We start from the raw sequence: 22672 nt of genomic DNA on the forward strand, positions 1-22672 counted from the left end.
GGTAGTCCTCACATAAGGCAAGCTTCTTTGGCTCGAGGCCGGGGACGCCATCTAATCGCCACTCCGCGAGCTCGGCGGCCAGGTCGGCGGCGGCCTCTTCCAGCTGGGGCCGGTTCTGGAGTAGACGTGCGGGCGGGGTGACCGGCGACCTCCTACCTTACCCGCCCCGAAGGACCCACGCGGGAGCCCGCCCATTCCCATCCACGTCACCACTCTTGGCGGCCCGTCCATCCAGGCGGACGGCGTCGACCGGTCGGACCTGCTCAACCGGGCCCGACCGTGTTCGCTGCTGGCCTATCTGGCAGTGGAGCGCAGCGGCACCCGGGACGGGTTGGCGGGCCTGCTCTGGCCGGAAAGCCCGCCCAAGAACGCCCGGCATTCCCTGAACCAGGCGCTGCACGAGCTGCGCAAGGAGCTCGGTGAGGAGTGGGTGGACGGGGCACGGGAGGTGGTGCAGGTCACCCGCTCACTCGAATGCGATGCGGTACGCTTCACCGACGCCGTCGAATCGGGGCGCTACCAGGATGCGTTGGCCGCGTACGGCGGCCCGTTCCTGGGAGGACTGGTCCCCCAGAGTGCGGAGTTCGAAGGCTGGGTTGAGCGACAGCGTTTGCGCCTGGAACGCCTCCGCAAGAAGGCCTTCCGCGCCCTGGTGGACGAACACCGGGTTGCGGACCGCACGGCGGAAGCGTTGGAGACGGCCCGTGCCTGGGTGGACGCCGACCCGCTGGATGACGAGGCCAATCACGCCCTGATCGAGTTGCTCGCGGAGGCGGGGCGGCGCGCCGATGCGCTCCGGCAGTACGACCGCTTCGCGGACGTGTTGGCCCGCGAGATGGAGCTGACGCCGGTCGATGACACCAAGGCGTTGGTCGAAAAGATCCGGGCCGCCGAAGTGGTGGCGAAGGCGGAAGCACCGGCCGGGCGCCCCTCGACGTCGATGGCGCGCCGACCCATGGGCACCGAGCTGGCCGAGCTGCAGGAGCGCTTCAACGATGCGTTCCAGCTGCTGCGGCTGATCGGTGAGGGCTCCATGTCCACGGTGCACCTGGCCCGGGAACCGGCACTCAAGCGTTTGGTGGCGCTGAAAGTACTTCGTTCGGATCTGGCGCAGGACACCTCCGCGCTCAAGCGCTTCGAGCGTGAAGCGCAGTCATTGGCCGGAGTGCTTCACCCCAACATCGTGCCCATCTTCCGGGTCGGCCTGCTCTCGACCGGTCTACCCTATCTGGTGCTGCCCTACCTCCGAGGGGTGAACCTGGCGGAGCGCGTGCGAGCGTTGGGGCCTCCCGCACCTGCCGACGTGCGCCGGATGATGCGGGACCTGGCGTCCGCGCTGGCCGCCGCGCACCGGATCAACATCGTCCACCGCGACGTCCGCCCCGAGAACATCATGGTGGAAGACGAGACGGGGCGGCCCTGGCTCACCGACTTCGGCATCGCCGCGCTCATCGAGTCCACCGATCCCCGCGATCGGCTGACGCGCACCGGTGAACAGCTGGGGCAGCCCGGCTACATCAGCCCGGAGCAGATCCACGGCGCCGAAGTGTCCGGACGGACGGACGTCTACAGCCTGGGCGTGCTCGGGATCTCGCTGCTCAGCGGTCAGCCCCCTCGTCTGCCGGGTGCGTTGCCTCAGACCATGATCGCGTCCGCCCACAGCCGCGATGCGGAGCTGACGGAACTGCTGACGCCATGTCTGGCGGAGAACGCTCGGCACCGTCCCGATGCGGCCACGCTGGTACGGAAGATCGATGCGCTCACCACCGGCCAGCCGGCGGCGGCGCCCAACGTCTTCCAGGGCCTTCGCGAACGTCGCATGCCGCTGATCGTGGGGAGCGTCTTCGGCGCCAGCGTGGTGGGGATGGGCATCGTCGACCAGCTCGTGCAGAATGCCTTGCTGCCCCGCGTGGTCTATCCGCTGGGGTTGGTCACTGCCCTGGCCGGTCTACTGGCCGCCCTGGTGGTATCCTGGTTCCATGGGAAGCCGGGACCACAGCCGGTGCGGGCACCCGAAGTGATGTTGTTGGTGGCGGTGGGGGTGGGGTGGATCCTCTCGGCCATCGTGCTCCTGACCAGTTGAGCGACAACCGCCCGGCACCCACGCGCGGGTCCGGGCGGTTCGCGGCACCAGCTGGAAGGGGCGCCCGCACCGGGAGGGTACGGGCGCCCGCCCGGTCAGCATCGGCCGATCCACTCGATGGCCAGCCGGTCGTCGATTCCCCCACGGTCGCCGCCCCCCACTCTGCAGGGATGGATGGTATCGGCGAGCCGCGGCTCACTCGCGATCGCCGTCTCCGGCTCTGCGAGTGCAACCGGATCGGTGCAGGCCAGGAATCCAGGCGTCGCCAGGACCAGCGCCAAGGCCTTCCAGTAGCCCCGCATCTTCCTCGCTCCCTGCAGCGTGGCCAGCCTCCCCGAACGTGCCCGTCGCCGGAGCCTCAGCCGAGTGACGGCGAACAGGAACGAGGCGCCCAGCAATTCGCCGTTCCCCGCATCCACCACCGGCTTCATCAGGAAGATCACCGTCAGGCCGAACAGCACACCGGCGCCGGCGCCGCCAAGGGCAGGAAGGATCCACTCTCGATGGAAGCGGCGTGCGCGTCTCTTCAGATGGGTGCTCATGGGTTCGTTCCTCGCAAGAAGTGTGATCGTCGATCGTTCGGTTGATGTGTGCTCTGCCTCAGTCGTGCAGTCCCTTCTCGACGTAGGGCATCCACTGCTCGAAGTCGTCGATCTCGATGTGCACACGGGCGTCGTTGTTCTCGTTGACCATCTCGCCCCGGCTGACTCCCGCCTGCTCACCGAGCCTCGGCCCCACGGGGTCGGTGCAACCGCCCAGGCCCAGGGCCAGGCCGGCGATGGACAGGAGGGCCAACGACGCGTGTGCGTGATGGGTGCTGCTACGGGGGTGCTTGCTGCGGCTCGACATCGTCTCTCCTCGACCCGATCGGGTCCGCTCCGCGGGGTCGGTCCAACGCCAACCCGCTGCGTGTGGAAGGAGGATCGGGGGGAGGGCTCAAGGGGGGGTCAGGGGTGGGTCAGGGGGGGCGCGAGCGTCCGAAGCACAGGCCGATCGACCCAGCGGCGGGGTGTGCAAATCGTTTTCCGACAGCGCTTTGACTTCGGTTGATCCAACGCAGGCGTCGGGGTCTGGTCCGCGAATCGAGCGACTGTGTCCCTCTAGAGGTCAGCATCCACCGCGGCCGGACCCTCGGCCGCCTCGAGCAGGTCAGGGGGGACGACCGAGACCCGGAGGTACACGATGAAAGCGCTGCGCTTGAAGCGTTCCAGAGAGGCGGGAGTCACACGTGCCGTTCCGCTACTCGTTCTGCTCGCGATCGGCTGTTCGGACGGGCTGGGCCCGGAGCCAGGGGTCGACTCGGATGGAGACGGGATTCCGGACAGCGCCGATCGCTGCCTTGGCGTGGCGGAGAACTTCAATGGCGTGTTCGATGGAGATGGGTGCCCCGACACTCCGACCGACCTCTACCTGGCGGTCCGGGCAGATGTCGAGCCGTTCGCGGCCCAGGTCTTCGGACTGCTCACCGGGGGATTCCCCTACCAACCGCTCCGGGCCTTCATCCTGTTTCGCGGCGTTGCCCCGAGCTCCTGCCCCGGCCAACAAGCGTTCTACTGCGGCAGGGACCTGGGGGTCTTCCTGGACGAGGCCTTCATGCTGGATCAGCTCCAGCGGATCGGCGACTTCGCGCCGGCGGTCATCATCGCGCACGAGATCGGCCATCACATCCAATTCCAGACTGGTGCTCTGAGCCGGTTCCCTTCCATTGTCACCGAGCTTGCGGCGGACTGCTTCGCCGGCGCGTGGGCGTCCACTGCGGGCGCACGCGGTCTGCTCGATGCGGGAGACCTCCAGGAGGCTGCGACAACGCTGTTCGAAGTGGGCGACCCCCTCGGCACTCCCTGGTTCAACCCGGGCGCCCACGGATCATCCCAACAGCGCCAGCAGGCGTTCTTCGCCGGCTTCCGTCTTGGGGTGACGGCGTGCTGAGAGGGCGCGTGCGAGCGACCTGGAATCGGCGCGAACGCCGGCGGCGGTTCGTTTAGCGCTACCGAGGGACGGTTCAACTGGCGAGCGGGCGAACCCGCCCGAGACCCCGAGAGGTCCCGGGCGGGTTTCAGAATTGGGCGACCTCGACCTGCTCCATCCTGGCCCGAAGCACCTCAAGCAGCCTCGCGAGCTGCCGGTAGAGCGGCTTCTGGGGCCACCCCATGGTTCGGGCGATCTCCGAGACCTTCATGTCCTCCCAGAAGCGGAGCCGGACCAGCAGTTGCTCGGGGAGAGGGAGGGTCTCGATCGCGTGCTCGAGCTGACGTGCGCGCTCCGCCTGACGGCAGCCTTCCTCGCGCTGGAGCAGCTCGCTCTCCGGCGTTGGTCCTCCGTTGCCATGTGCGCGAAGCTCTTCAAGTCGCTCGAACCTGCGGTGAGGGCGGTGGGGGAGCTGCGCCGCGACTCGAGTGAGCGCCCGGCGCCGGTCGGGATCCGCGCCGGAAGGCGTAACCACCGCCACCGCCGCCGAGAGAGAGAGCCCGTCCCGGTTCATCAACCGGCTCAGCTTGACCGCCTGCGCGCCCAGGCGACGGGTGGCAGTGCAGGGGCGCCACTTGCCACGCTCCAGGTCCAGGAAGTCGCGGTAGAGGTTCCAGATCACCGTTCGCAGGTAGGTGCGCCAGGTGCTACGGCCGCCGAAGGCGCGCAGGATACGGGCGTCGTCCTCGAGCAGCCGGAGGCGGACCCAGGCGGCGAAGTCGTCGGCGTCGGGGCCGTGGAGGCCTCGGCCCCGGCAGAGCGCCGAACGGGTGAGTTCGTCGATCTCAGGGAGGCGCTCTATGAAGAGTCCGTCACGCGTGGCATCGCGAGCCGGCTCGGCTGCGCGGAAGCCTAGAGAGCGAGCGCTGCGTCGTTGTCCGCTCCTCCGCGGATGCGCGTCCGAGATGGATCCCGACTCGCATTCATGGGCAACGGGAAGGCCTGACATGATGCATCTCCTCGGCTCGTGTGGTATTCGAGATGCGGGTGCATCTCCGTCTCGAGTCGAGGTTGGTCGTTGGGGATCAACGGAGAGTCAGGGGCGAGTCATGAGGACGAGGAGGGGCTAACGCAAATTCATCTAATCCTGGAATGGAGTCTGCAAGTGACTGTCAAGCCTGCATTTGGGCCAAGCTTGAGCCTCGTAGGCAAGATCCCAGGCAAGCCGGCAACGAAGCCCACCCCGGAACGAGTCTGGAGTGGGCTTCGCCCCAAGAGCGCTGAACTGCGCAGACCCCGGCTCCTTCGAGCAGGACATGCCCAGGGACGCACCAAGGGCCCGGATCGCACTACTGACTCCTAGTCCTCGCAAGCCCAGAAGCAGAAGAAGTGCCAGATCCGGAACGGGACGTAGGCGTAGATCGACGCGTCGACGCAGTCGACGAACTTTGACTTGATCTGCCCTTCTCGGTAGGCTACCCCCGCGAATCGATACCCGACCGGGCATCGTGCGTTGGCCGCCCCCCTCGATTCGTCAAGGTCTGCCGTGAGTACGTCGGAATCTTCTGCAAGGAGGACGAGGAAGTCGTTGCATCGATTCTTGTCGGGCGGGTTTCCACAGATCTCGACCCCAGAATCGGGGCACTTGATGCAGGTCCTGGGATAGTCGTATTCGCTCACGGATCTAGCTCCTTGATGGGGGTGAATGATGCACGACTGGGCCGACAATTCAGGGGGGAGGCACGGCGTCGAGGCGCGCGGTGCCCAGGGCTCCCGACGGCGCTGGATCGGCTCCCACCCATGAGCGGGTGAAGTCGGCGAAGAGGGGTACGGCCTCTTCAGCACGATCCAGGGCTTCCAAGCTGATGGCGCGGAGCCGCCACGAACGAGTCCGCAGCCCCCACTCCTCGCGGAAAGACCCTATCCCTAAGGGCATCGAGTCCAGCAGTGCTAGCGTGCGGATCGCTGACTCGTGCTCGCCGAGGTTCTGAGCTAAAACCCCGGTCAGAAAGACGGACGTGGGGCTAGCGTTTCCCGCAACCACTGTCGCGAGGGCTGAGTCGAGTAGTTCACGCGACCTCGCAGGGTCTTCAACGCCCAGTTGAAGGCCGCGGAACTCCGGCGGCGGGGCCTCGAACGCCGAGCGCCACTTCCGAGTCACGGACGTTGAGTCCCCGAGCAGCGCCAGCCGTAGCTGCCCCGCAAAGCGCCGCCGGAGCAAATCCGCCTCATCAGGTGAATAGCCTTCCTCAGCCCACGTCGCTTCGATCTCACGGAGTGTCGCCGGCACCTGCAATCCAACGACTCCGACGCTTCCCAGAACACGGAGTCGAAAGAGAGACTCCTCCGCCTGGAACCGCAGCGGCATCCCGTCGGGCGAACGGACAGTGAGCTCCTCTTGGGCGGCCGCCGGAAAGCCGACCTCATAGGCGTCTCCATAACGACCGGCGGCGACATAGGGATTCGCCGCTGCGGTGGAAAGGACCACCCTCCGCACGGAAGCTCCGGCGATCGAGCGTGCTCGGTCCACCGCCGCCACGGCTGCTGCGACATCTCCAGCGGCGAGCCGTAGGTTGGCGACAGCGACGAGTTGGCCTGCTGTCGTATCTCTGGAAAGCTCGATTCCACGCTCAGCGCGGGCCAGCGCCGGAGCCAGGAGTTCGGACCAGGGTCGCGTAGACCCGGCGGTCGCTCGGTATTCTGCGTCGTCGACGAGCCAATCCGCCGACGCCATGTATGCCCGGGGGTTTGCGGGCGCGAAGTCGAGCCATCGTTGCAGGTCCGCCCCGACCTCCTGGTGGAAGGCTCTCGCTTGGTCGACCAGCGCTTGATGGCCTTCTTGACCACTCACCGGTTGAGGAATCCACACAATGCTATCTGCCACTCTTGGACACAGGTAGACTCGCTCCTGAGCAGGACCGAAGTCGCCAATCAGCAATGTGCGGCCTGGTCGTTGAAAGCCGTAACACACCTGAAACCTGAGTCCGTCCGCAACCCGTTGATACGCTTCGGCGAGGTGTCCAAAACCGAGGAAGAAATCGGGAGCCAAGCGGACCGTGGTGCGGAAGGCACGAAGCGCCGAGTTCCAGTTGCCCCGTGGAACAACGCTCCCGTCCGAGCGCTCTGTTACGAAAGGATCGCGGTATTCGACGGCGCCCAACATCACCCAGGCAAACAGGTCTGTCGAATCCGCCGCAATGAGCGTCGACAGGGAACGCCGCGCTGCATCGTAGTCCCCGTTGAAGAAGCCATGCATCGCTTCAACTGCTGTGCTATCGGATGAACCCAATACGGCCGAGCGGCGCCGCGCTGACGCAATGTGGCTGCGCATCTCTCCCTGCAACTCAGGTAGCGTCGCTGGATCCTCGGAGCCGGACCAGTACAGGGTCGTCGCGAGGAACTGGTGGGCCCGAGCGAAGGTCGAATCGAGCGCGAGAGCCGTACGAAAGTCGGCTTCGGCTCTCGTGAGCAGCCATCCTTCCAAGTGTGACTCCCCACTCAGGTATAGGCGCACGGCGGCCAAGTACCGGGAGTCGCGTTTGAGCTCCGACAGATCGGGCGCTGCCGCTGGAATGCCGAGGACCGCGGCCGCAACGTGGGCCATGAGGTTGAGCGCCTCAGTCTTGAGTCCGCCCACCTGGGCAACGAGAGCGGTCTTGGGGCTGCCGCCGAGTTCGGTCGTTCGTGCATCCGCGAACAGACTGTCACTACGAAAGCTGAAGTAGAGCTCGAGGATGTGGGTCGCACCGGCCTCGGCCGCCTGCGCTGGACGGCTTCGTTCCTGCTCTCCAGCCCCCGTAGCGCCCGGAGCTTCAACGCGTTGGGGCATACCCGGCAGCACGTCCACTTCGTCCCATCCTGAAAGGAGCCGAGCCAACTCGCTCCCGGCTGCCGCCACAGTAGCCTCGTCGCGCTGGTCCAGCGGAGTCGGGGCATGCAGGTTGATCGAGTAGACCGATGCTGGCAGCTCAGATCTTCCACTCTCAAGCCGATCGAGCGCCGTCCACGCCGCCAGACCGATCGCGCCGGCGAGCGCTAGCACTGCGGCGGAACGGCCGAACACGTTTAGGTGCAGTCGGGGGGGGGCTGCGTGACTCCGGGAAGTGCTTCGGAGGGCCGTGTAGAACTCGCCGGCCGTTCGGTACCGGGAGGTGGGTTGCTTGGCCAGGGCCCGTCCAATGCTTTCGTCGACTGCGGGGCCCAAGTCGGGGCGTTTCTGAGCCAGTCGCGGCGGCGGCGCACTGATCTGCTGAGCGATGAGCGACGGTGAGGTTCTACCGCCGAATGGCGGTTCCCCGGTTAGCATCTCAAACACGACACAGCCGAGACTGTATACGTCAGCTCTCCCGTCGAGTCTTGACTCGCCAAGCACCTGCTCTGGGCTCATGTATTGGGGCGTGCCGAGAGCTGGTCCGGTGATACGATGCTTGTCAGCCGCCTCATCGCCCAGAATTCGCGTGATTCCGAAGTCCGCGAGGATGGCGTGCTGAGCAGAAATGAGGATGTTGCTGGGCTTGATGTCGCGATGCACAAAGCCCAGCCGATGCGCGTAGTCGAGTGCATCAGCCACCGGGCCGACTAAGGCCAAGACTGTGTCGAGACCCATGGGCGCTGAGCTGGAGATCCTATCGCTCAGCGAGTCGCCCTCGATGAAGGGCGTTATGAAATAGGGAAGTCCTTCCCAGTCACCCGAGTCTATTAGTGGCAGAATGTGCGGGTGCCGGAGCGCGGCGAGGGCTTTGACTTCTTTCGCGAAGCGCGAACGCATCCCTGGAGTTGCGATCTCCGGCCGCAGCAACTTGATGGCCACAGATCTCGAGTGTTTCACATCGAAAGCGCGAAACACTCTCCCCATGCCACCGGCAGGCAGCTCCTCCTCGAGGCGATAGCGGGGCGCGAGAGCCTCCCCTAGCCCTCGCCAAATCTCATCCTGACGCGTTTGCGGCATCAGCAGTCTTCTGGTCAGCTGTGGCTGGGGCCAAACAAGTAGGGATTCTAGACCTCTGGGCGCGGTGCGGCGAGCGGGGTCACCAACGGGGAGGGCCCTGGGAGTCTGAGCGGGGCGGCTCCCCACCGTGAGAGAGCGGCCGCTGGACTCGCCCGCCCGGTCGAGGCAGGGCGAGCCCAGCGAGAATGGAAGGTTCTGGTGACCGCCGACAAGGTGTCCGGCCGCCATCCATGCCCCTTCACTCACCCCGAATAGTAAGCACCGACGTCGACTCATATCCCCGCAGCGACCACTGCACCACCAGGTGGTAGCGGTCCACGGGCACCGACCGAAGTTGGCTGCAGGACGCCGCAAGAACAGCGACCGAGCGAAACTGGGAGACATGCCTAGCCACGGCGGGGATTGGAAGGTCCGGGTCTCGCCACTGGGTAGATCTCTCTCCACCGGGCGAGCTTGCCAGGCTGCCCCGGCACGACGCGGAGCACAACAGAAGTGTCGAAGCAGGCTACTGGATGCACCACGGTCCCATCACATCATTTGGGCGCGCCTTGGTGGGTACCAATCTGGCGGGTGCCCACCATCCTACGCCTCGGCCCCTATCGCTTCTACTTCTACAGCGCCGAAGACGGTGAGCGCCCACACGTCCATATCGATCGAGACCTATCGAGTGCGAAGCTCTGGCTCGACCCGGTGGAGGTGGGCGCGTCGGAGGGCTTTCCTCGACACGAGCTCCGTCGGCTGCGAGCTTTGGTTGAGGCTCACCACGACGCCCTCGTCCGGGCGTGGGACGACTTCCATGGATCGTGAGTACAGAATAGGGGCCGTCGCGGTGGAGTTGTCCGAGGCGACGCTGGATGTAACGCTGGAGGACGGGCGAACCGTCTCTGTGCCCTTGTGGTGGTATCCCCGCCTCCACACCGCGACACCTGCTCAGAGGGCAAACTGGGTCCTGCTCCCGGGAGGTTATGGGATCCACTGGCCGGAGATCGACGAGGACGTCGGTGTTTGGGCGTTGCTGGAAGGCGGACCTGCGCCGGGTGCGTTGCCGCCCACGGAGGAAGCGCGGGCGTTATGAACCCGCCCCACTAGCGTCAGGTTACGCCTGCCACTCGGTCGGTGGGACTCAAGTCTACGAGCCTCTGATGGACCCCGGGGCGGCTCAATCTGGGCTCGCGCGCTACGCCCTGCGCGCCTCCGAGAATGCGCGCTCCAGAAGATCTGCGACTCCGAGCCGGGTGGCCCACTCATCGAGCCGAGCGTGATCCGCCGCCGCGGCGATACCACTCGAGCTTGCGACACTGCGACGGGATCGAGTGCTCCGCGATCACTCACCTGGAGACGGTGCGTGCGGGAAGCAGAGAGCGAATAGCTCCGCGCCCAAACGCTGACGCGCCAGGCGAAGCCTCAGCTGGCCTTCGCACTCTCCGGGGTGACGGGACATGAGTCCCGCCAGGGCAAGGCGTTCGGTGGCCATTGTGAGCGAACTGACGCGCCGGAGCTTCTCCGCAGGCGTCATGCGGCGGTAGAGCTCGCTCATGCGTGCGAGAGTGTCGACGTCGGTGTCCTCGGTCGCTGACTTCATCCTGGTACCATAGCCGGGTGATGCTGCCCTCGTCGAGGTTCGCGTCGGGGACGGGGCTAAGCGATGGCGGCGTGAGTCGGGTATCTCCCGCCCTCACCCCACCTCCCCCCACACCCCCTCCGGCACCCCAGCCTTGAGTGCCCACCACACCGTGATCGGCTTCTCCCCCTCCCAACGTTGGAAGACCAGCTCCCCCGCATAGCGGAACGGCTCGGTCTTCCCGCCCACCTTGGCCGCCTTCCGTACAAAGAGCCGCACCGCCACGCCCCGCTCCTCGTGGTGGCGTAGGGCCTGCCCGAGCTTGCTGGCCTGCGACGTCTTGTTCTGGCTCTGCCACTGAAACTCGGTGGGTGACAGGAACCGGTCTTCGTAGCGGTGCTCCTCCGGCTTCCCTTTCTTGTCCAGGGTCACAAACAAGAGGATCTGATCGGGTCGCGGGACCACACCGACTTGCGTCTCGAACCCCTTGGGCTGGACCCCCACGGCCTGGAACGCCTCGGCTCGCGTGTACTTCCGCCACAGCACCGGCCCCTCCGCCAACACCTCCTCAGCCCGGACCGGCTTCATGCGGTAGCCCTGACCCACCGCCTCGAACACCACACGGTCGGTCCGGCCGGGCTGGCCAGCCTGGGGCCCGAACCAGCCGCGCAGCACATCCGCCAGCACGTTCTCCGACCGGCCGGGCTCGTTCATGACGTTGACGGCCACCTTCACGAACTTGGCCTGGTACCAGCGGTCGTCGGCCACCACGTCCACGAAGCCTTCGGGCAGGCCGGGCTGAGCCTTCCGATCGGGCAGGAACAGGATGGGCGTCCCACCCGAGTGGCTCACCTTGCACACGAACCGGTCGGGGCCGCTCACGCCGCCGGTCCGGTGCAGGTACTCCATCAGTCGCCACTCCACGAGCTCGGCGGCCAGGTCGGCGGCGGTCTCCTCCAGCTCCTCAGGCACCGAGAACGTGGTGGAGAACACACCCTCCTCGTAGCTGAAGTAGGACGTTTGTCCGGTGCCTGCTCCGCTCACCCAGGCGGCGATGGGGTTCTTCTCGATCAGCTTCCGGAGGGCCGCGGCATCCTCCAGGGGGGCACCCAACTCGGTGCGGAGCGCCGTGTAGCGGCGCGCATGGTGGGCGAAGCGCTCCACCAACCGCTCGATGCCGATGCGGCCGGGCAGGGCACCTTCGCTCAGCATCGCCTGCAGCACGAGCATCTTGTAGCTCTTGGTCATGGGCGTGCTGTCGAGCTGATCCAGGAACGCGCCGATCCGCTCGCCGACCTGCCGCTGGGGCTCGCTCAGGTCCCCCATGGCCTGGACAAAGTCCAGCCAGCTTCCGTAGCCGCCCTTCTTGGTGCTGCGCGGGTTGTAGCCGTCCAGGAACGCTTCGCTGGCCAGCGGGCGCACACCGCGGAGTTCACGGAAGTCGCGGTAGTACTCCTCCAACTGCTCGCCCGCAGTCGTGGTCTTGAGCAGCGAGCGCAGGATGTCCCGGACCTCGAGCTCGTAGGTCACCGAACAACCGGGCGGCAGCTCCAGGGTGCCCGCCTCCTGCTGCTCCAGCATCATCGCCACGTCCCGGTCCGCGTTGCCCAGGTCGAACAAGGCCTGGGCCTTGGTGAGGAAGACGCGGTGGTTGCCGATGTAGTCGATGACCTTGAGGCGTTTGCCCTCCCTCCAGCGCAAGCCGCGGCCGAACTGCTGGAGCCAGAGGATGCGGGACTCGGTGGGGCGGAGCATGAGCACGGTGTCCACCTGAGGCAGATCCACGCCCTCGTTGAACATGTCCACCGAGCAGATCACGTCCAGCTCGCCCGCCTCCAGGCGTTCCAGGGAGTGGGCGCGAGGGGCGCTGCTGGACCCCGCGTGCACAGCCACGGCCCGGAGGCCCTGCTGGCTCAGAGACTCCGCCATAAAATCGGCGTGCCGCTGCGACACGCAGAACGCCACCGTGCGCTCACCGCCCCGCTTCTGCAGTTGCTCCAGGGCGTTCTCTGCACGCGCCTGGGTGGCCACCGCTCGAGTCAGCGCTTCCTCATCGAACCGGCGGCTCCGCCAGGGGATCTGGTCGTAGTCCACCTGATCCGGCACGCCGTAGTAGTCGAAGGGGCAGAGCAGGTCCCGCCGAATCCCGTCGGCCACGTCCGCGCGGTAGACCAGGTTGTCTCCACAGAGCGCCAGCAGGTCGGAGCCGTCCGTGCGCTCCGGTGTGGCGGTGAGCCCCAACAGGAACCGCGGCTCGAAGTAGCCGATCACCTTCCGGTAGCTGCGCGCGGCGGCATGGTGGAACTCGTCCACCACGATGTAGTCGAACTCCTTGGGGTCGAAGCGCTGCAGGTGGTTCCAGCGGGACAGGGTCTGGATGGAGGCGAAGAGGATCTCTGCGTCCGGTGCCTTGGCCTTGCCCGAGTAGTGCCCGAGCGTGGCGGTGGGCCGGATGCGCCGGAACGTCTTCATGGCCTGCCCCAGGATCTCTTCCCGGTGGGCCACGAACAGAATGCGCCTGGCTCCGAGGCGCTCGGAGTCGAACGCGCTCAGCCAGGTCTTGCCGAGCCCGGTGGCCAGCACCACCAGCCCGGCGCTGTTGCCGTCCGCTCGCGTGCGCTCCAACGCCTCCAGCGCACGCAGCTGGATCTCGTGGGGCACGGGCACCGGTTCGAGCTCGGCTGGCGTGCCGGTCACGAGCGGTTCCGCCGGCCGGCGCCTCGCCTGATACGACTGCACCCACTGCGGATCCACCGTGCGCACCTGCGGGTGGGTCCAGAGCTGCTCGAACGCGCGCAGCACCTCGCCGAAGCCGTGTTCGTCCACGCTCGGCACAACCTGGTAGTTCCACTCCACGCCCCGACGGAGCGCGGTGCGGCTCAGGTTGGAGCTCCCCACGAACGCGGCGCCGCTGCCATCCTGCTGGCAGACGATGTAGGCCTTGGGGTGGAAGCTAGTCCCCGCGCTTTCGAAGATGCGCAGCTCGAGCTGCCCCTTGGATTCGGCGCTCTGGAGATCCAGCAAGCGATGGAGCGCCGGCGGCTCGGTCACGCCCAGGTAGTCGCCCGCGATCACCCGCACACGCCCGCCCCGGTCCAGCACGTCGCGGAGGTGCTCCTCCAACTCGCTCACCCCGGACTCCAACGCGAACGCCACCGCGATGTCCACGCGCGTGGCCTGATCCAGGTGCGCAATCAGGTGGGGGAGCAGCGGATCGTCCAGACCCCCGGTGAGGAGCGCCTTCCGGTTCGGCCGGCCCGAGTGGCCCGGCGCGGGAGTGAGCGCGTCCGCGGGCGGGGCCAGGTAGTTGCCCCTCCACGGGATCACGTGGCGCACGCCGCCCCGCGGATCCGGTACGTCGCCCGGGTAGCGCGGAATCACGTGCACGTGCAGGTGGGGCACGGTCTGGCCGGCTGCCTCGCCCACGTTGATGCCCACGGTGTAGCCTGCGGGCCGGTGCTTCATTTCGATGTGGGCGCGGACCAACGCCGTGGCCCGGACCAGCTCGAGCTGCTCGTCCGGGTCAGCGTCGAACCAGGAGGCCACATGGCGGCGGAGGACCAGCAGCGCGTGCCCGTCGGAGACCGGGAAGGCGTCCCAGAGGGCCAGCACGCGCTCCCCCTCGTAGAAGACCCGCTCCGGGTCCGGGGGACAGAAGGGGCAGCCCATTTCGGTCACGCGTCGGCGGCTGGGTCGGGCGCGAGTCGAGTGATTTCCAGCCTGCCGTCCAGGCCTGCGGCTAGGCACTCCGCGCAGCGCCACTCCGGGACCGGTCGCCGGGCCATGCGCTCGGTGTGGCAGACCGGACAGCGGTGGACATACCGGGGGCGGGGGCCGGTGGGCCGTGAAGGCGCTGTCGCGGTCGATGTGGCCGGGGCCCGCATACGCGCGGGGTAGCCGGCGGCCTCCACCAGCTCCCGCCAAATGGGACCATGCGGTGGGGAGCCGCGCCCCTGGAGCTGATGCACCGCCACGTGAGCCACCTCATGACAGAGCACCTCCTCCAGCAGCGCGGCGGGCCCGTCTTGCAGGTGGGCCGCCAACCGCACCCGCCCGCTGGCCGGCCGGCAGCGACCCAACGACCGGGTCATCCGATCGCTGAACCTCACGCTCAGGTGGTCCGCCAGGTCGGGCAGGCCCCAGCGACGGCCCCACTGACGCACCAGCGGCTCGAGATCGGGTGGGATGGCCGTGGGGGGGTGGGCAGACATGGGTCTAGGTGGCTTCGCGGCGGTGGTTGGGTGCGTCCGCTCCGGCGGGAGGGGCACCCGGGTTGGGACGGCTTAGAAGCCATTCTGCGAAGCGACGGTCGCTTGGCGCCAGCTCGTAGCTCAGCAGCTCCGCCACGGTGGGCCAGGCCAGGGCGGAGTGCTCCAGGCACTGGGGCGCTCCCCGGGCCTCCACGTCCAGGAACTCGATCACGAACTCCGAGCCGGGGTCCGTGACTGAGAACGCCACCCCGCGGACGGCGGTCACATCCAGGCCGAGCTCCTCGGCCAGCTCGCGCTGGGCGGCCTCGAGGTCACTCTCGCCGGGCTCGACCTTCCCGCCGGGGAATTCCCAGAGGTCGCCGTGACGCTTGTGGGCGGGGCGGCGGCAGATCAGGACCTGGTTGGCCCGGCGGAGGACGCAGGCTAGGACGCGGGTTGGCATGGGCGATCCCAACCGTAGCCATCCGTCCTTCGGAGAGTAAAGGGTTGACCGGACTTGGGAGACCTGTCGTCTTGGCATTATGTACTACTTTTCGACAATAGGCACGTCTCATACTGACCCTGGCGGGCTGCTGGACCGCCGGGCAACAAGGTTCTGCGGTAGGGGACCGTCGAGAAGGAACAGGCATGGCGAAGAAGCGCGCGAAGAAGACCACCAAGAAGGGCAAGAACGGCGTCGCCGGCCTGATGGACGAGCTGTTCCAGGCCGCGGTGGCATTGCGCGGCCCTATCGAGACGCCGGATTACAAGCGCTACGTCCTGCCCCTGATCTTCCTGCGTTTCCTGTCGCTCCGGTACGAGCACCGGCGCGCCGAGCTCGAGGCGATGGTCGAGGACCCGAAGAGCGACTGGTACGCCGACGACCCGGAGACGCGCGAGGCGATCCTCGAGGACCCGGACGCCTACGCCGCGGTCGGGGCGTTCATCGTCCCGAAGCCGGCCAGGTGGTCCGAGCTTGTTGCGCAGGCCCAGGCCGACGACATCAAGCTCAAGATCGACGCCGCGCTCGAGCTCCTCGAGCAGACCTACCCCGAGCAGCTCCGCGGGCTTCTGCCCAAAGTGTTCGCCCGCTCGAACATGGCGCCCGAGGACCTCGGCCAGCTCATCGCTCTGTTCTCGAAGGACGTGTTCCGGGAGGACCACGGCGGCGAGGACCTGATCGGGCGCGTCTACGAGTACTTCATCGGCGAGTTCGCCAGCGCCGAGGGCAAGCGGGGAGGGGAGTACTTCACGCCCGGCAGCATCGTCCGGACCCTGGTCGCGATGCTGGAGCCGACGGAAGGGGTCGTCTTCGACCCGTGCTGCGGCTCGGGCGGCATGTTCGTGCAGTCCGACGTCTTCACCAAGCACAGCGGCCGGCTGTCGTTCGTCGGTCAGGAGGCCAAGGACTTCACCTACCGGCTCTGCCGCATGAACCTGTTCATCCATGGGATCGGCGGGCACATCGAGCAGGGCAACTCCTATACCGACGACAAGCACGCGACGCTCAAGGCCGACTACATCCTGGCCAATCCGCCGTTCAACGACGGCGCCAAAGGAGAGAACGGCTGGGGCGCCGATCGAGTCCCCGACAAGGACCCGCGTGTCGCCGTCGGCGGCGAGCGGATGCCGCTCGCGCCGCGGAACGCGAACACCATGTGGATCATGCACTTCCTCCATCACCTGAAGGAGGGAGGCACCGCCGGCTTCGTGATGGCGACGGGTGAGCTCTCGAACGGTGAGACGGCGCGTCTGGCCGTGCGCAAGGCGCTCGTCGACGCCGACTACGTCGACTGCGTGGTCCAGCTCTCGGGTCAGCTCTTCGCCAACACCCAGATCCCGTGTGCGCTCTGGTTCCTCTCGAAGAACCGGGGTGGCGGTAAGGCCTACCGCAAGCGCAAGGGCGAGGTGCTCTTCATCGACGGCCGCAAGCTCGGAACGCTGATCGAGGGCTCGCGCAAGCAGAAGGCGCTCTCAGCGGAGGAGGTGGAGCGGATCGCGGCCGTCTACCGCGAGTTCAAGCGCGAGCGGGCGCCCGAGACCGTTCCCGGCTTCGCGGCCGTCGCATCCCGCGAGGAGATCGCCGAGCACCGCTACGCATTGACGCCTGGGCGCTACGTCGGCAACGAGGAGGCCCTCGACGAGGACGAGCCGTTCGAAGAGCGCTTCCCAGCGCTTCTCAAGCGCCTCGATGAGCAGTTTGCTGAGGGGCGCGAGCTCGAGCGCCGTGTGCGCAGGGCCCTTCAGGGGTTCGGCAGATGAGTGGTCACGACTGGGATCAGGTTGCGATCCGCGAGGCTGCCCTCGGCATCTTCGACGGTCCACACGCGACCCCGAAGAAGACAACTTCGGGTCCGGTGTTTCTGGGAATCAGCTCGCTATCAGACGGGCGGCTCGACCTCGGCGCCTCGGCTCACCTGTCCGAGGAGGATTTCGTTCGGTGGACTCGACGCGTAACCCCCCGGCCTGGGGACATCGTGTTCTCGTACGAAACCCGGCTCGGGCAAGCGGCGATCGTTCCAGAAGGGCTGCGCTGCTGTCTTGGACGACGCATGGCGCTGGTGCGACCAGACCCAGCACGCCTTGACTCGAGGTTCTTCCTGTATCAGTACCTCAGCCCGGACTTCCAGGACTTCCTTCGCTCACGGACCGTCGCCGGAAGCACCGTCGATCGGATTCTCCTGACGGAGTTTCCGGACTTCCCGATCTCGCTGCCGCCGCTAGCCGAGCAACGGGCGATCGCCGGTGTGCTCGGCACCCTCGACGACAAGATCGAGGCGAACCGTACGCTGAACGAGACGCTCGAGGCGACGTGCCAGGCACTCTTTCGGTCCTGGTTCGTCGACTTCGATCCCGTGGTCGCCAAGAGCGAAGGGCGTCGGCCGGCGCACCTGACCGACGACGTCGCGACGCTCTTCCCCGACCGCCTCGAGGACTCGCCGATCGGCCCGGTGCCGGCAGGGTGGAAAGTAGGCTGCCTTGCCGACGTCGCGGACCTCACGCGTGACGGGCTCCAGCCGAAGGACAGTCCGCTTGAGACGTTCCTGCACTTCAGCATCCCTGCGTTCGACGTGGCCAAGACGCCGGTGGCCGAGCTCGGAGGCCAGATTCGGAGCAACAAGTTCCTGGTGCCATCGGGAGCGGTGCTCTTGTCGAAGCTGAACCCTCACATACCGCGGATCTGGCTGCCCGACGACGACAGGGAGATGCGAGCCGTGGCGTCCACCGAGTTCTTGGTCATGAAGCCCAGCGGCTCGATGGAGCGGTGCGTGCTCTATGGGCTCTTCTCCTCGCAGGCGTTCTTGGTTGAGTTTTCGTCTCTTGTGACTGGAACGTCCAACAGCCACCAACGAGTCAAGCCCGAAGACTTCCTTCGGATGCCGATAGTCGTGCCGGACGAAGAGGTTGTCCGGGCCGCAGAAGGGGCGTTCCTCCCAATGATCGAGACCCAGCTCTCGAACCTGCGGGAATCACACACGCTTGCCGCTCTTCGCGACGCGCTCCTGCCCCGCCTGCTGTCGGGCGAGCTGTGGGTGCGAGAGGCAGAGCAGCTCGTCGAGGAGGCGGTCTGAGTCATGGGCAAGCGAGGAACGGAGACCGAGTTCGAGCTCACCACGATCGACCGGCTTCAGCTCCTCGGATACGACTACTGCCACGGCGAGGAGCTCGGCCGCGGGTCCCACGCCGATGTCGTGTTGAAGGACCGTCTGCGGACCAGCATCGCGGCTCGCTATCCGACGCTGCCGGCGGCGGCCGTCGAGGAGGTCGTCGGCGCGTTCACGCAGCCGGAAGGCGCTGATCCGCTGCGCCGGAACATGGCGTTCCACCGCATCCTCACACGGGGCTACGAACTCCAGGTCGAGCGTGACGACGGCACGCTCGAGGACCACCTGGTCTACGCGATCGACTGGGGCGACCCGGCCGCCAACGAGTTCCTCGTCGCCAACCAGGTCACGGTCGAGGGCGCGAACACGCGCCGGCCGGACCTGGTCGTCTTCGTGAACGGCCTGCCGCTCGTCGTCTTCGAGCTCAAGAACCCCTACAGCGAGCGCCCGACGGTGGGGGAGGCGATCAACCAGATCGCGCACTACCGAAACGACATCCCGCAACTCTTCGAGTTCAACGCCCTGGCGGTCGTTTCGGACGGGGTCACCACGCTGCACGGCATGTGGACCGCCGCGGAGGAGTGGTACGCGCCCTGGAAGAGCATCGACGGCCACGACATTGAGCCCGGCACGACGGGCTCCATGAAGACCCTGGTCGCCGGCCTCTTGCGCAAGGACCGGCTGCTCGCCTACGTGAAGAGCTTCGTCCTCTTCGAGGTCGCCGGCGACAAGATCACCAAGAAGGGCGCGAAGTACCACCAGTTCTTCGCCGTGCAGACGGCCGCGGAGCGAGCGCTCGCGGCCTTCGAGGACGCCGGCGACAAACGCCTTGGCGTCATCTGGCACACGACGGGCTCGGGCAAGTCGCTCTCCATGGTCTTCCTGGTCGGCTTGCTTCGCCGGCATCCGGCGCTACGCAACCCGACGTTCGTCATCCAGGTCGACCGCACCGACCTCGACGACCAACTCCATGACCAGTTCAACGCCGCGCGCGAGCTCGTGGGCCCCGTCAAGCACGCCGAGAAGGTCGTGCAGCTTCGCGACATGCTCCGCACCGAAGGCGGCGAGGTCGTACTCACGACCATCGAGAAGTTCCGCCTGCGCGAGGAGGAGGGCGAGACCGAGCACCCCGTGCTCTCGGAGAGCGCGAACATCATCGTGATCGCCGACGAGGCGCATCGCAGCCAGTACGGCTTCCAGACCGGCTACGCGCGCTACCTCACCGAGGCGCTGCCCAACGCGAAGCGCCTGGGCTTCACCGGAACGCCGGTGAGCTTCAGCGGGGCCGACACCGTGGACGTGTTCGGCGACGTCATCCATACGTACGACATCCGGCAGTCCCAGGAGGACAAAGCCACCGTCCCGATCTTCTACGAGCCCCGGCAGATCAAGCTCGGCTTGGTCGCGGAAGGTGCGGACGCCGTCTACGAGAACCTCACCGAGGATCTCGATCCGTACCAGCGGCGGCGCAGCGAGCAGCGGTGGGCGGCGCTCGCCGCGGCCGCCGGCGCGAAAGACCGAGTGGAAGAGCTGGCCCGGGACCTGCTCTCGCACTTCCAGGCGCGCACCGCAACGCTCAAGGGCAAGGCAATGGCTGTGTGCATGACGCGCGAGAACTGCGTCCGGCTCTACGACGCCCTGACCGCCCTCGAGGGCTGCCCGGAGGTGAAGGTCGTCATGACGGGCGACCTCGGCAAGGACCCCGAGGCTTGGAGCAAGGCGGGGCACATCACGACGAAGATACAGCGCGACGCCATCAAGCAGCGCCTGATCGACCCCGACGACCCACTCCAGATCGCGATCGTGTGCGACATGTGGCTCACGGGGACGGACATCCCGTGCCTGCACACGCTCTACGTCGACAAGCCGATGCGGGGCCACAACATCATCCAGGCGATCAGCCGGGTGAACCGCGTCTTCCGCGACAAGCCGCACGGCTTGGTCGTCGACTACATCGGGATCGGCGACGACCTGCGCGAGGCCACGAACACCTACACCAAGGGTGGCGGGAAGGGAAACCCGGCGCCGAGCATCACCGACGAGGCGCTACCGGTGTTCTTCGAGTGCCTGGAGACCGTCCGGGGTCTCCTGCCGGAAGGCATCGACTACGGCGATTGGCGCCGGCTCACACGCGTCGAGCTCGAGGACCGTTACGCGCTCGTGTACGGAACCCTCAGCGACGACGAGGAGCGCCGGGACGAGTTCCTCCGGGCAGAACTCCGGCTCAGCCAAGCCTACCTGCTCGTCAAACACCTCGACGAGTGCCTGCCCTTCGCTGACGAGCTGATCTTCTACCAGCGGGTCCGCAAGCAGATCCTCAAGACCATCCCGGGGCGGAGGACTGAGCGCGAGATCGAACAGGCCGTGCGCGATCTGGTGGACGACAGCCTGGCCTCCGAAGGAGTCGTCGACATCTTCGAGTCGGCCGGCATCGAGCGGCCGGACCTCTCGATCCTCGACGACCAGTTCTTACAGACCTTCAAGGACAAGCCCCTCCCGAACCTGCGCCTGAAGCTGCTCGAGAAGCTCCTCGCGGACGAGATCAAGGAGCGCCAGGCCCGCAACGTTGCCAAGGCCAAGAGTTTCCTCGAGCTTCTCGAGGCGACCTTGCAGAAGTACCACAACCGCCTGATCGACGCCGCGGCGGTCATCCGCGCGATCATCAAGATTCGCGACGAGATGAGGGCGGACGACCAGCGCGCTCAGGAGCTCGGCCTCGAGGAAGACGAGCTCGCCTTCTACGACGCGATCGCCGCCAACTTCAGCGAGGTCTACGAGCAGGAGTTCCTGCGCGACTTGATCCACGACGTCGTGCTCTCGATCAAGCGCAACCTCAAGGTCGACTGGACGGAGCCGCACCGGCACGCCGTCAAAGCCGCCGTCCGCGTGGCAGTGAGGAACGTCCTACGACGGCGCGGAGTGAAGGCTACTGACCTCGATGGCTTCGTAGGGGCAGTCATGGAGCAGGCGGAGGCGAGCTTCAAGGACTGGCCATGGGCCGCATAAGGGGACCGCGCGAGGCGGCTTGTTCCCCTTTCTCAGGGGTTTTATACGGGATTAGACGCGTAGGCGAATAGCGGCCTTCGATTTGGGTGCGAGGATGTGGGGACCGTTCGGCTCGGTGGGCGTGCCGTCGTATCAAGACGCCCACGTGGCGCCTTGAGTGCACTCCGCGCACCCTTTGTAGAGGCGTCCGTGCCGTGCCCGATAGGCGATGGAAGATACTCGGGGCCAGGGAGAATCTAGGCAGCAGCAAGAGGGGAGACGCGCCCCGGGCGTGCGCGATCTCCCCCCGGATGCCGTTGGAGACTAGGGCCCCTGAACGAGTATCCAAGCTAGGTCTCGGCAGAGGTAAACCGTGCTTTCGTGGGAGCTTGGCCCGGAGGTGACAACCCTGACGTTGGAGCGGCCCGGCCGCCGTTAGGGTCTGCCCTCCAAAGCTCGTCCGCGTCAATCCCGGCTATCCGGAGTAGCGACCGCCGCTGTACGTGGCATCAGACGATCCGGCCCGGCGGTGCTTCCCTAGTCTGGCGTTGCGCTAAAACAGCTTTCCGGCGATTGCCTCGATTCTCATCACCTCCTCGGTTGGAGTCGAAGGGTCGGGGGGTCAGCCCTCACAACTACTTGGACGCGCGATACCTCAGAACCCACTCCAGCGTTTCCGGATCCTGCTCCATGAAAGCCTTGAGACGCCGTTTGCTCCGGGTAGGCGGCCAAACCGACCAGTCTGCCAGCATCTCATCCAGGAGATGCTGAAACTCCTCGGCCACCGCACCCTTGTTGGGTCCCCGCACCTCGCCCGAAAAGCCGCCCATGAACCGCGCTCCGGATTAGCTCTCTACCCCGGGAGGTTCTACGGGGCTCACGCCGCCAAGCTTCAAACCGTCGCAGCGTTGGTCGCCCACTGTTCACTCAAACGGATGAAGCCGTGCCAGAGCGACCCCGGCACGGCTCCATCGCACTACTATTCAACCGCCTCATCAATCGGGACGGCCGGATTGTCCTCAACCAGGAAGCCATCCCCAACGGTGCAGCTGGGCCGAACCACCGCCGGATTGAGTTCCGGTCGCCCTGACGGGTGATCTTCGCTCGGCTCGCGTAGACCACTTCTGGCCCGATCTGGGCATCCAAGACCGGCGCATCGCCCCGAACCGGCGACCCGTTCGCTTCGCTTCCCGGTTGCCGGCCCGCACCCGGCGGACCAGAAAATGCCACAGCCCCCGGAACCCCTGCGGGGCCTCGGGTGTTGCGTCCAATCGGGACGGCCGGATTGTCCTCGTTCGCGAAGCCCAAAGTGTCCCTGGTAGCTGGCCTCACCCACGACCGGATTGAGCTGCGGTCGCCCTGGCGGGCGATCCTGGCTCGGCTCGCGTAGAC

At 66.7% G+C, this 22672-nt stretch carries 17 protein-coding genes; 7 read left to right on the forward strand and 10 right to left on the reverse strand.

The features are described from left to right. Window positions 1-304: 304 nt before the first annotated feature. Window positions 305-2083, forward strand: coding sequence for a protein kinase (locus R3E10_10355; GenBank protein MEZ4416152.1), 1779 nt, complete (start codon window positions 305-307; stop codon window positions 2081-2083). Window positions 2084-2178: 95 nt separating this feature from the next. Here R3E10_10355 and R3E10_10360 read toward each other — a convergent pair whose 3' ends face one another. Next, window positions 2179-2625 carry a hypothetical protein gene (locus R3E10_10360; protein MEZ4416153.1) on the reverse strand — a complete coding sequence of 149 codons (447 nt, stop codon included), beginning with the start codon at window positions 2623-2625 and terminating at the stop codon, window positions 2179-2181. A gap of 58 nt (window positions 2626-2683) precedes the next feature. Continuing rightward, entirely contained in the window at window positions 2684-2932 is a 249-nt protein-coding gene (locus tag R3E10_10365) for a hypothetical protein (protein MEZ4416154.1), read from the reverse strand. Window positions 2933-3265: 333 nt separating this feature from the next. On the opposite strand from R3E10_10365, the gene R3E10_10370 reads away from it, so the two are divergent. Then, on the forward strand, window positions 3266-4012 hold the full coding sequence (locus tag R3E10_10370) for a neutral zinc metallopeptidase (protein MEZ4416155.1): 747 nt from the start codon (window positions 3266-3268) through the stop codon (window positions 4010-4012). 127 nt (window positions 4013-4139) lie between these two features. Here R3E10_10370 and R3E10_10375 read toward each other — a convergent pair whose 3' ends face one another. From R3E10_10375 to R3E10_10385, 3 genes are all read right to left on the reverse strand, one after another. After that, window positions 4140-5000 (reverse strand): sigma-70 family RNA polymerase sigma factor, encoded by an 861-nt coding sequence (locus tag R3E10_10375; GenBank protein MEZ4416156.1) that lies wholly within the window; start codon window positions 4998-5000, stop codon window positions 4140-4142. Window positions 5001-5350: 350 nt separating this feature from the next. Next, entirely contained in the window at window positions 5351-5671 is a 321-nt protein-coding gene (locus R3E10_10380; GenBank protein MEZ4416157.1) for a hypothetical protein, read from the reverse strand. A gap of 49 nt (window positions 5672-5720) precedes the next feature. After that, window positions 5721-9323 (reverse strand): serine/threonine-protein kinase, encoded by a 3603-nt coding sequence (locus tag R3E10_10385; protein ID MEZ4416158.1) that lies wholly within the window; start codon window positions 9321-9323, stop codon window positions 5721-5723. Window positions 9324-9509: 186 nt separating this feature from the next. On the opposite strand from R3E10_10385, the gene R3E10_10390 reads away from it, so the two are divergent. Together R3E10_10390 and R3E10_10395 are read left to right on the forward strand one after the other, a co-directional pair. Next, window positions 9510-9746: a DUF4160 domain-containing protein gene (locus R3E10_10390; GenBank protein MEZ4416159.1), complete on the forward strand. Its 237-nt coding sequence runs from the start codon at window positions 9510-9512 to the stop codon at window positions 9744-9746. Next, window positions 9736-10014 carry a DUF2442 domain-containing protein gene (locus R3E10_10395; GenBank protein MEZ4416160.1) on the forward strand — a complete coding sequence of 93 codons (279 nt, stop codon included), beginning with the start codon at window positions 9736-9738 and terminating at the stop codon, window positions 10012-10014. The genes R3E10_10390 and R3E10_10395 overlap by 11 nt, the downstream gene beginning before the upstream one ends. 249 nt (window positions 10015-10263) lie before the next feature. Here R3E10_10395 and R3E10_10400 read toward each other — a convergent pair whose 3' ends face one another. The 4 genes from R3E10_10400 to R3E10_10415 form a co-directional block, all read right to left on the reverse strand. After that, a complete protein-coding gene (locus R3E10_10400; GenBank protein MEZ4416161.1) occupies window positions 10264-10521 on the reverse strand; it encodes a hypothetical protein in 258 nt (85 codons plus the stop codon). Window positions 10522-10614: 93 nt separating this feature from the next. Further along, window positions 10615-14169, reverse strand: coding sequence for a DUF3427 domain-containing protein (locus tag R3E10_10405; GenBank protein MEZ4416162.1), 3555 nt, complete (start codon window positions 14167-14169; stop codon window positions 10615-10617). Between the two features lie 5 nt (window positions 14170-14174). Next, window positions 14175-14711, reverse strand: coding sequence for a SprT family zinc-dependent metalloprotease (locus R3E10_10410; protein ID MEZ4416163.1), 537 nt, complete (start codon window positions 14709-14711; stop codon window positions 14175-14177). 4 nt (window positions 14712-14715) lie between these two features. Next, complete coding sequence (locus R3E10_10415; GenBank protein MEZ4416164.1) at window positions 14716-15153, reverse strand: NUDIX domain-containing protein; 438 nt, start codon at window positions 15151-15153, stop codon at window positions 14716-14718. A 185-nt stretch (window positions 15154-15338) separates the two neighbouring features. On the opposite strand from R3E10_10415, the gene R3E10_10420 reads away from it, so the two are divergent. From R3E10_10420 to R3E10_10430, 3 genes are read left to right on the forward strand one after another with little or no spacing between them, the layout of a single operon-like run. Beyond that, complete coding sequence (locus R3E10_10420; protein ID MEZ4416165.1) at window positions 15339-16952, forward strand: class I SAM-dependent DNA methyltransferase; 1614 nt, start codon at window positions 15339-15341, stop codon at window positions 16950-16952. Beyond that, entirely contained in the window at window positions 16949-18262 is a 1314-nt protein-coding gene (locus tag R3E10_10425) for a restriction endonuclease subunit S (protein ID MEZ4416166.1), read from the forward strand. The genes R3E10_10420 and R3E10_10425 overlap by 4 nt, the downstream gene beginning before the upstream one ends. 3 nt (window positions 18263-18265) lie before the next feature. Further along, window positions 18266-21301, forward strand: coding sequence for a type I restriction endonuclease subunit R (locus R3E10_10430; GenBank protein MEZ4416167.1), 3036 nt, complete (start codon window positions 18266-18268; stop codon window positions 21299-21301). Window positions 21302-21915: 614 nt separating this feature from the next. On the opposite strand, the gene R3E10_10435 is transcribed toward R3E10_10430, so the two are convergent. After that, window positions 21916-22110 (reverse strand): hypothetical protein, encoded by a 195-nt coding sequence (locus R3E10_10435; protein MEZ4416168.1) that lies wholly within the window; start codon window positions 22108-22110, stop codon window positions 21916-21918. Window positions 22111-22672 lie beyond the last annotated feature (562 nt).

The sequence above is a fragment of the Gemmatimonadota bacterium genome (assembly GCA_041390105.1).
Classification (GTDB): Bacteria; Gemmatimonadota; Gemmatimonadetes; order Longimicrobiales; family Gaopeijiaceae; genus JAGQIF01.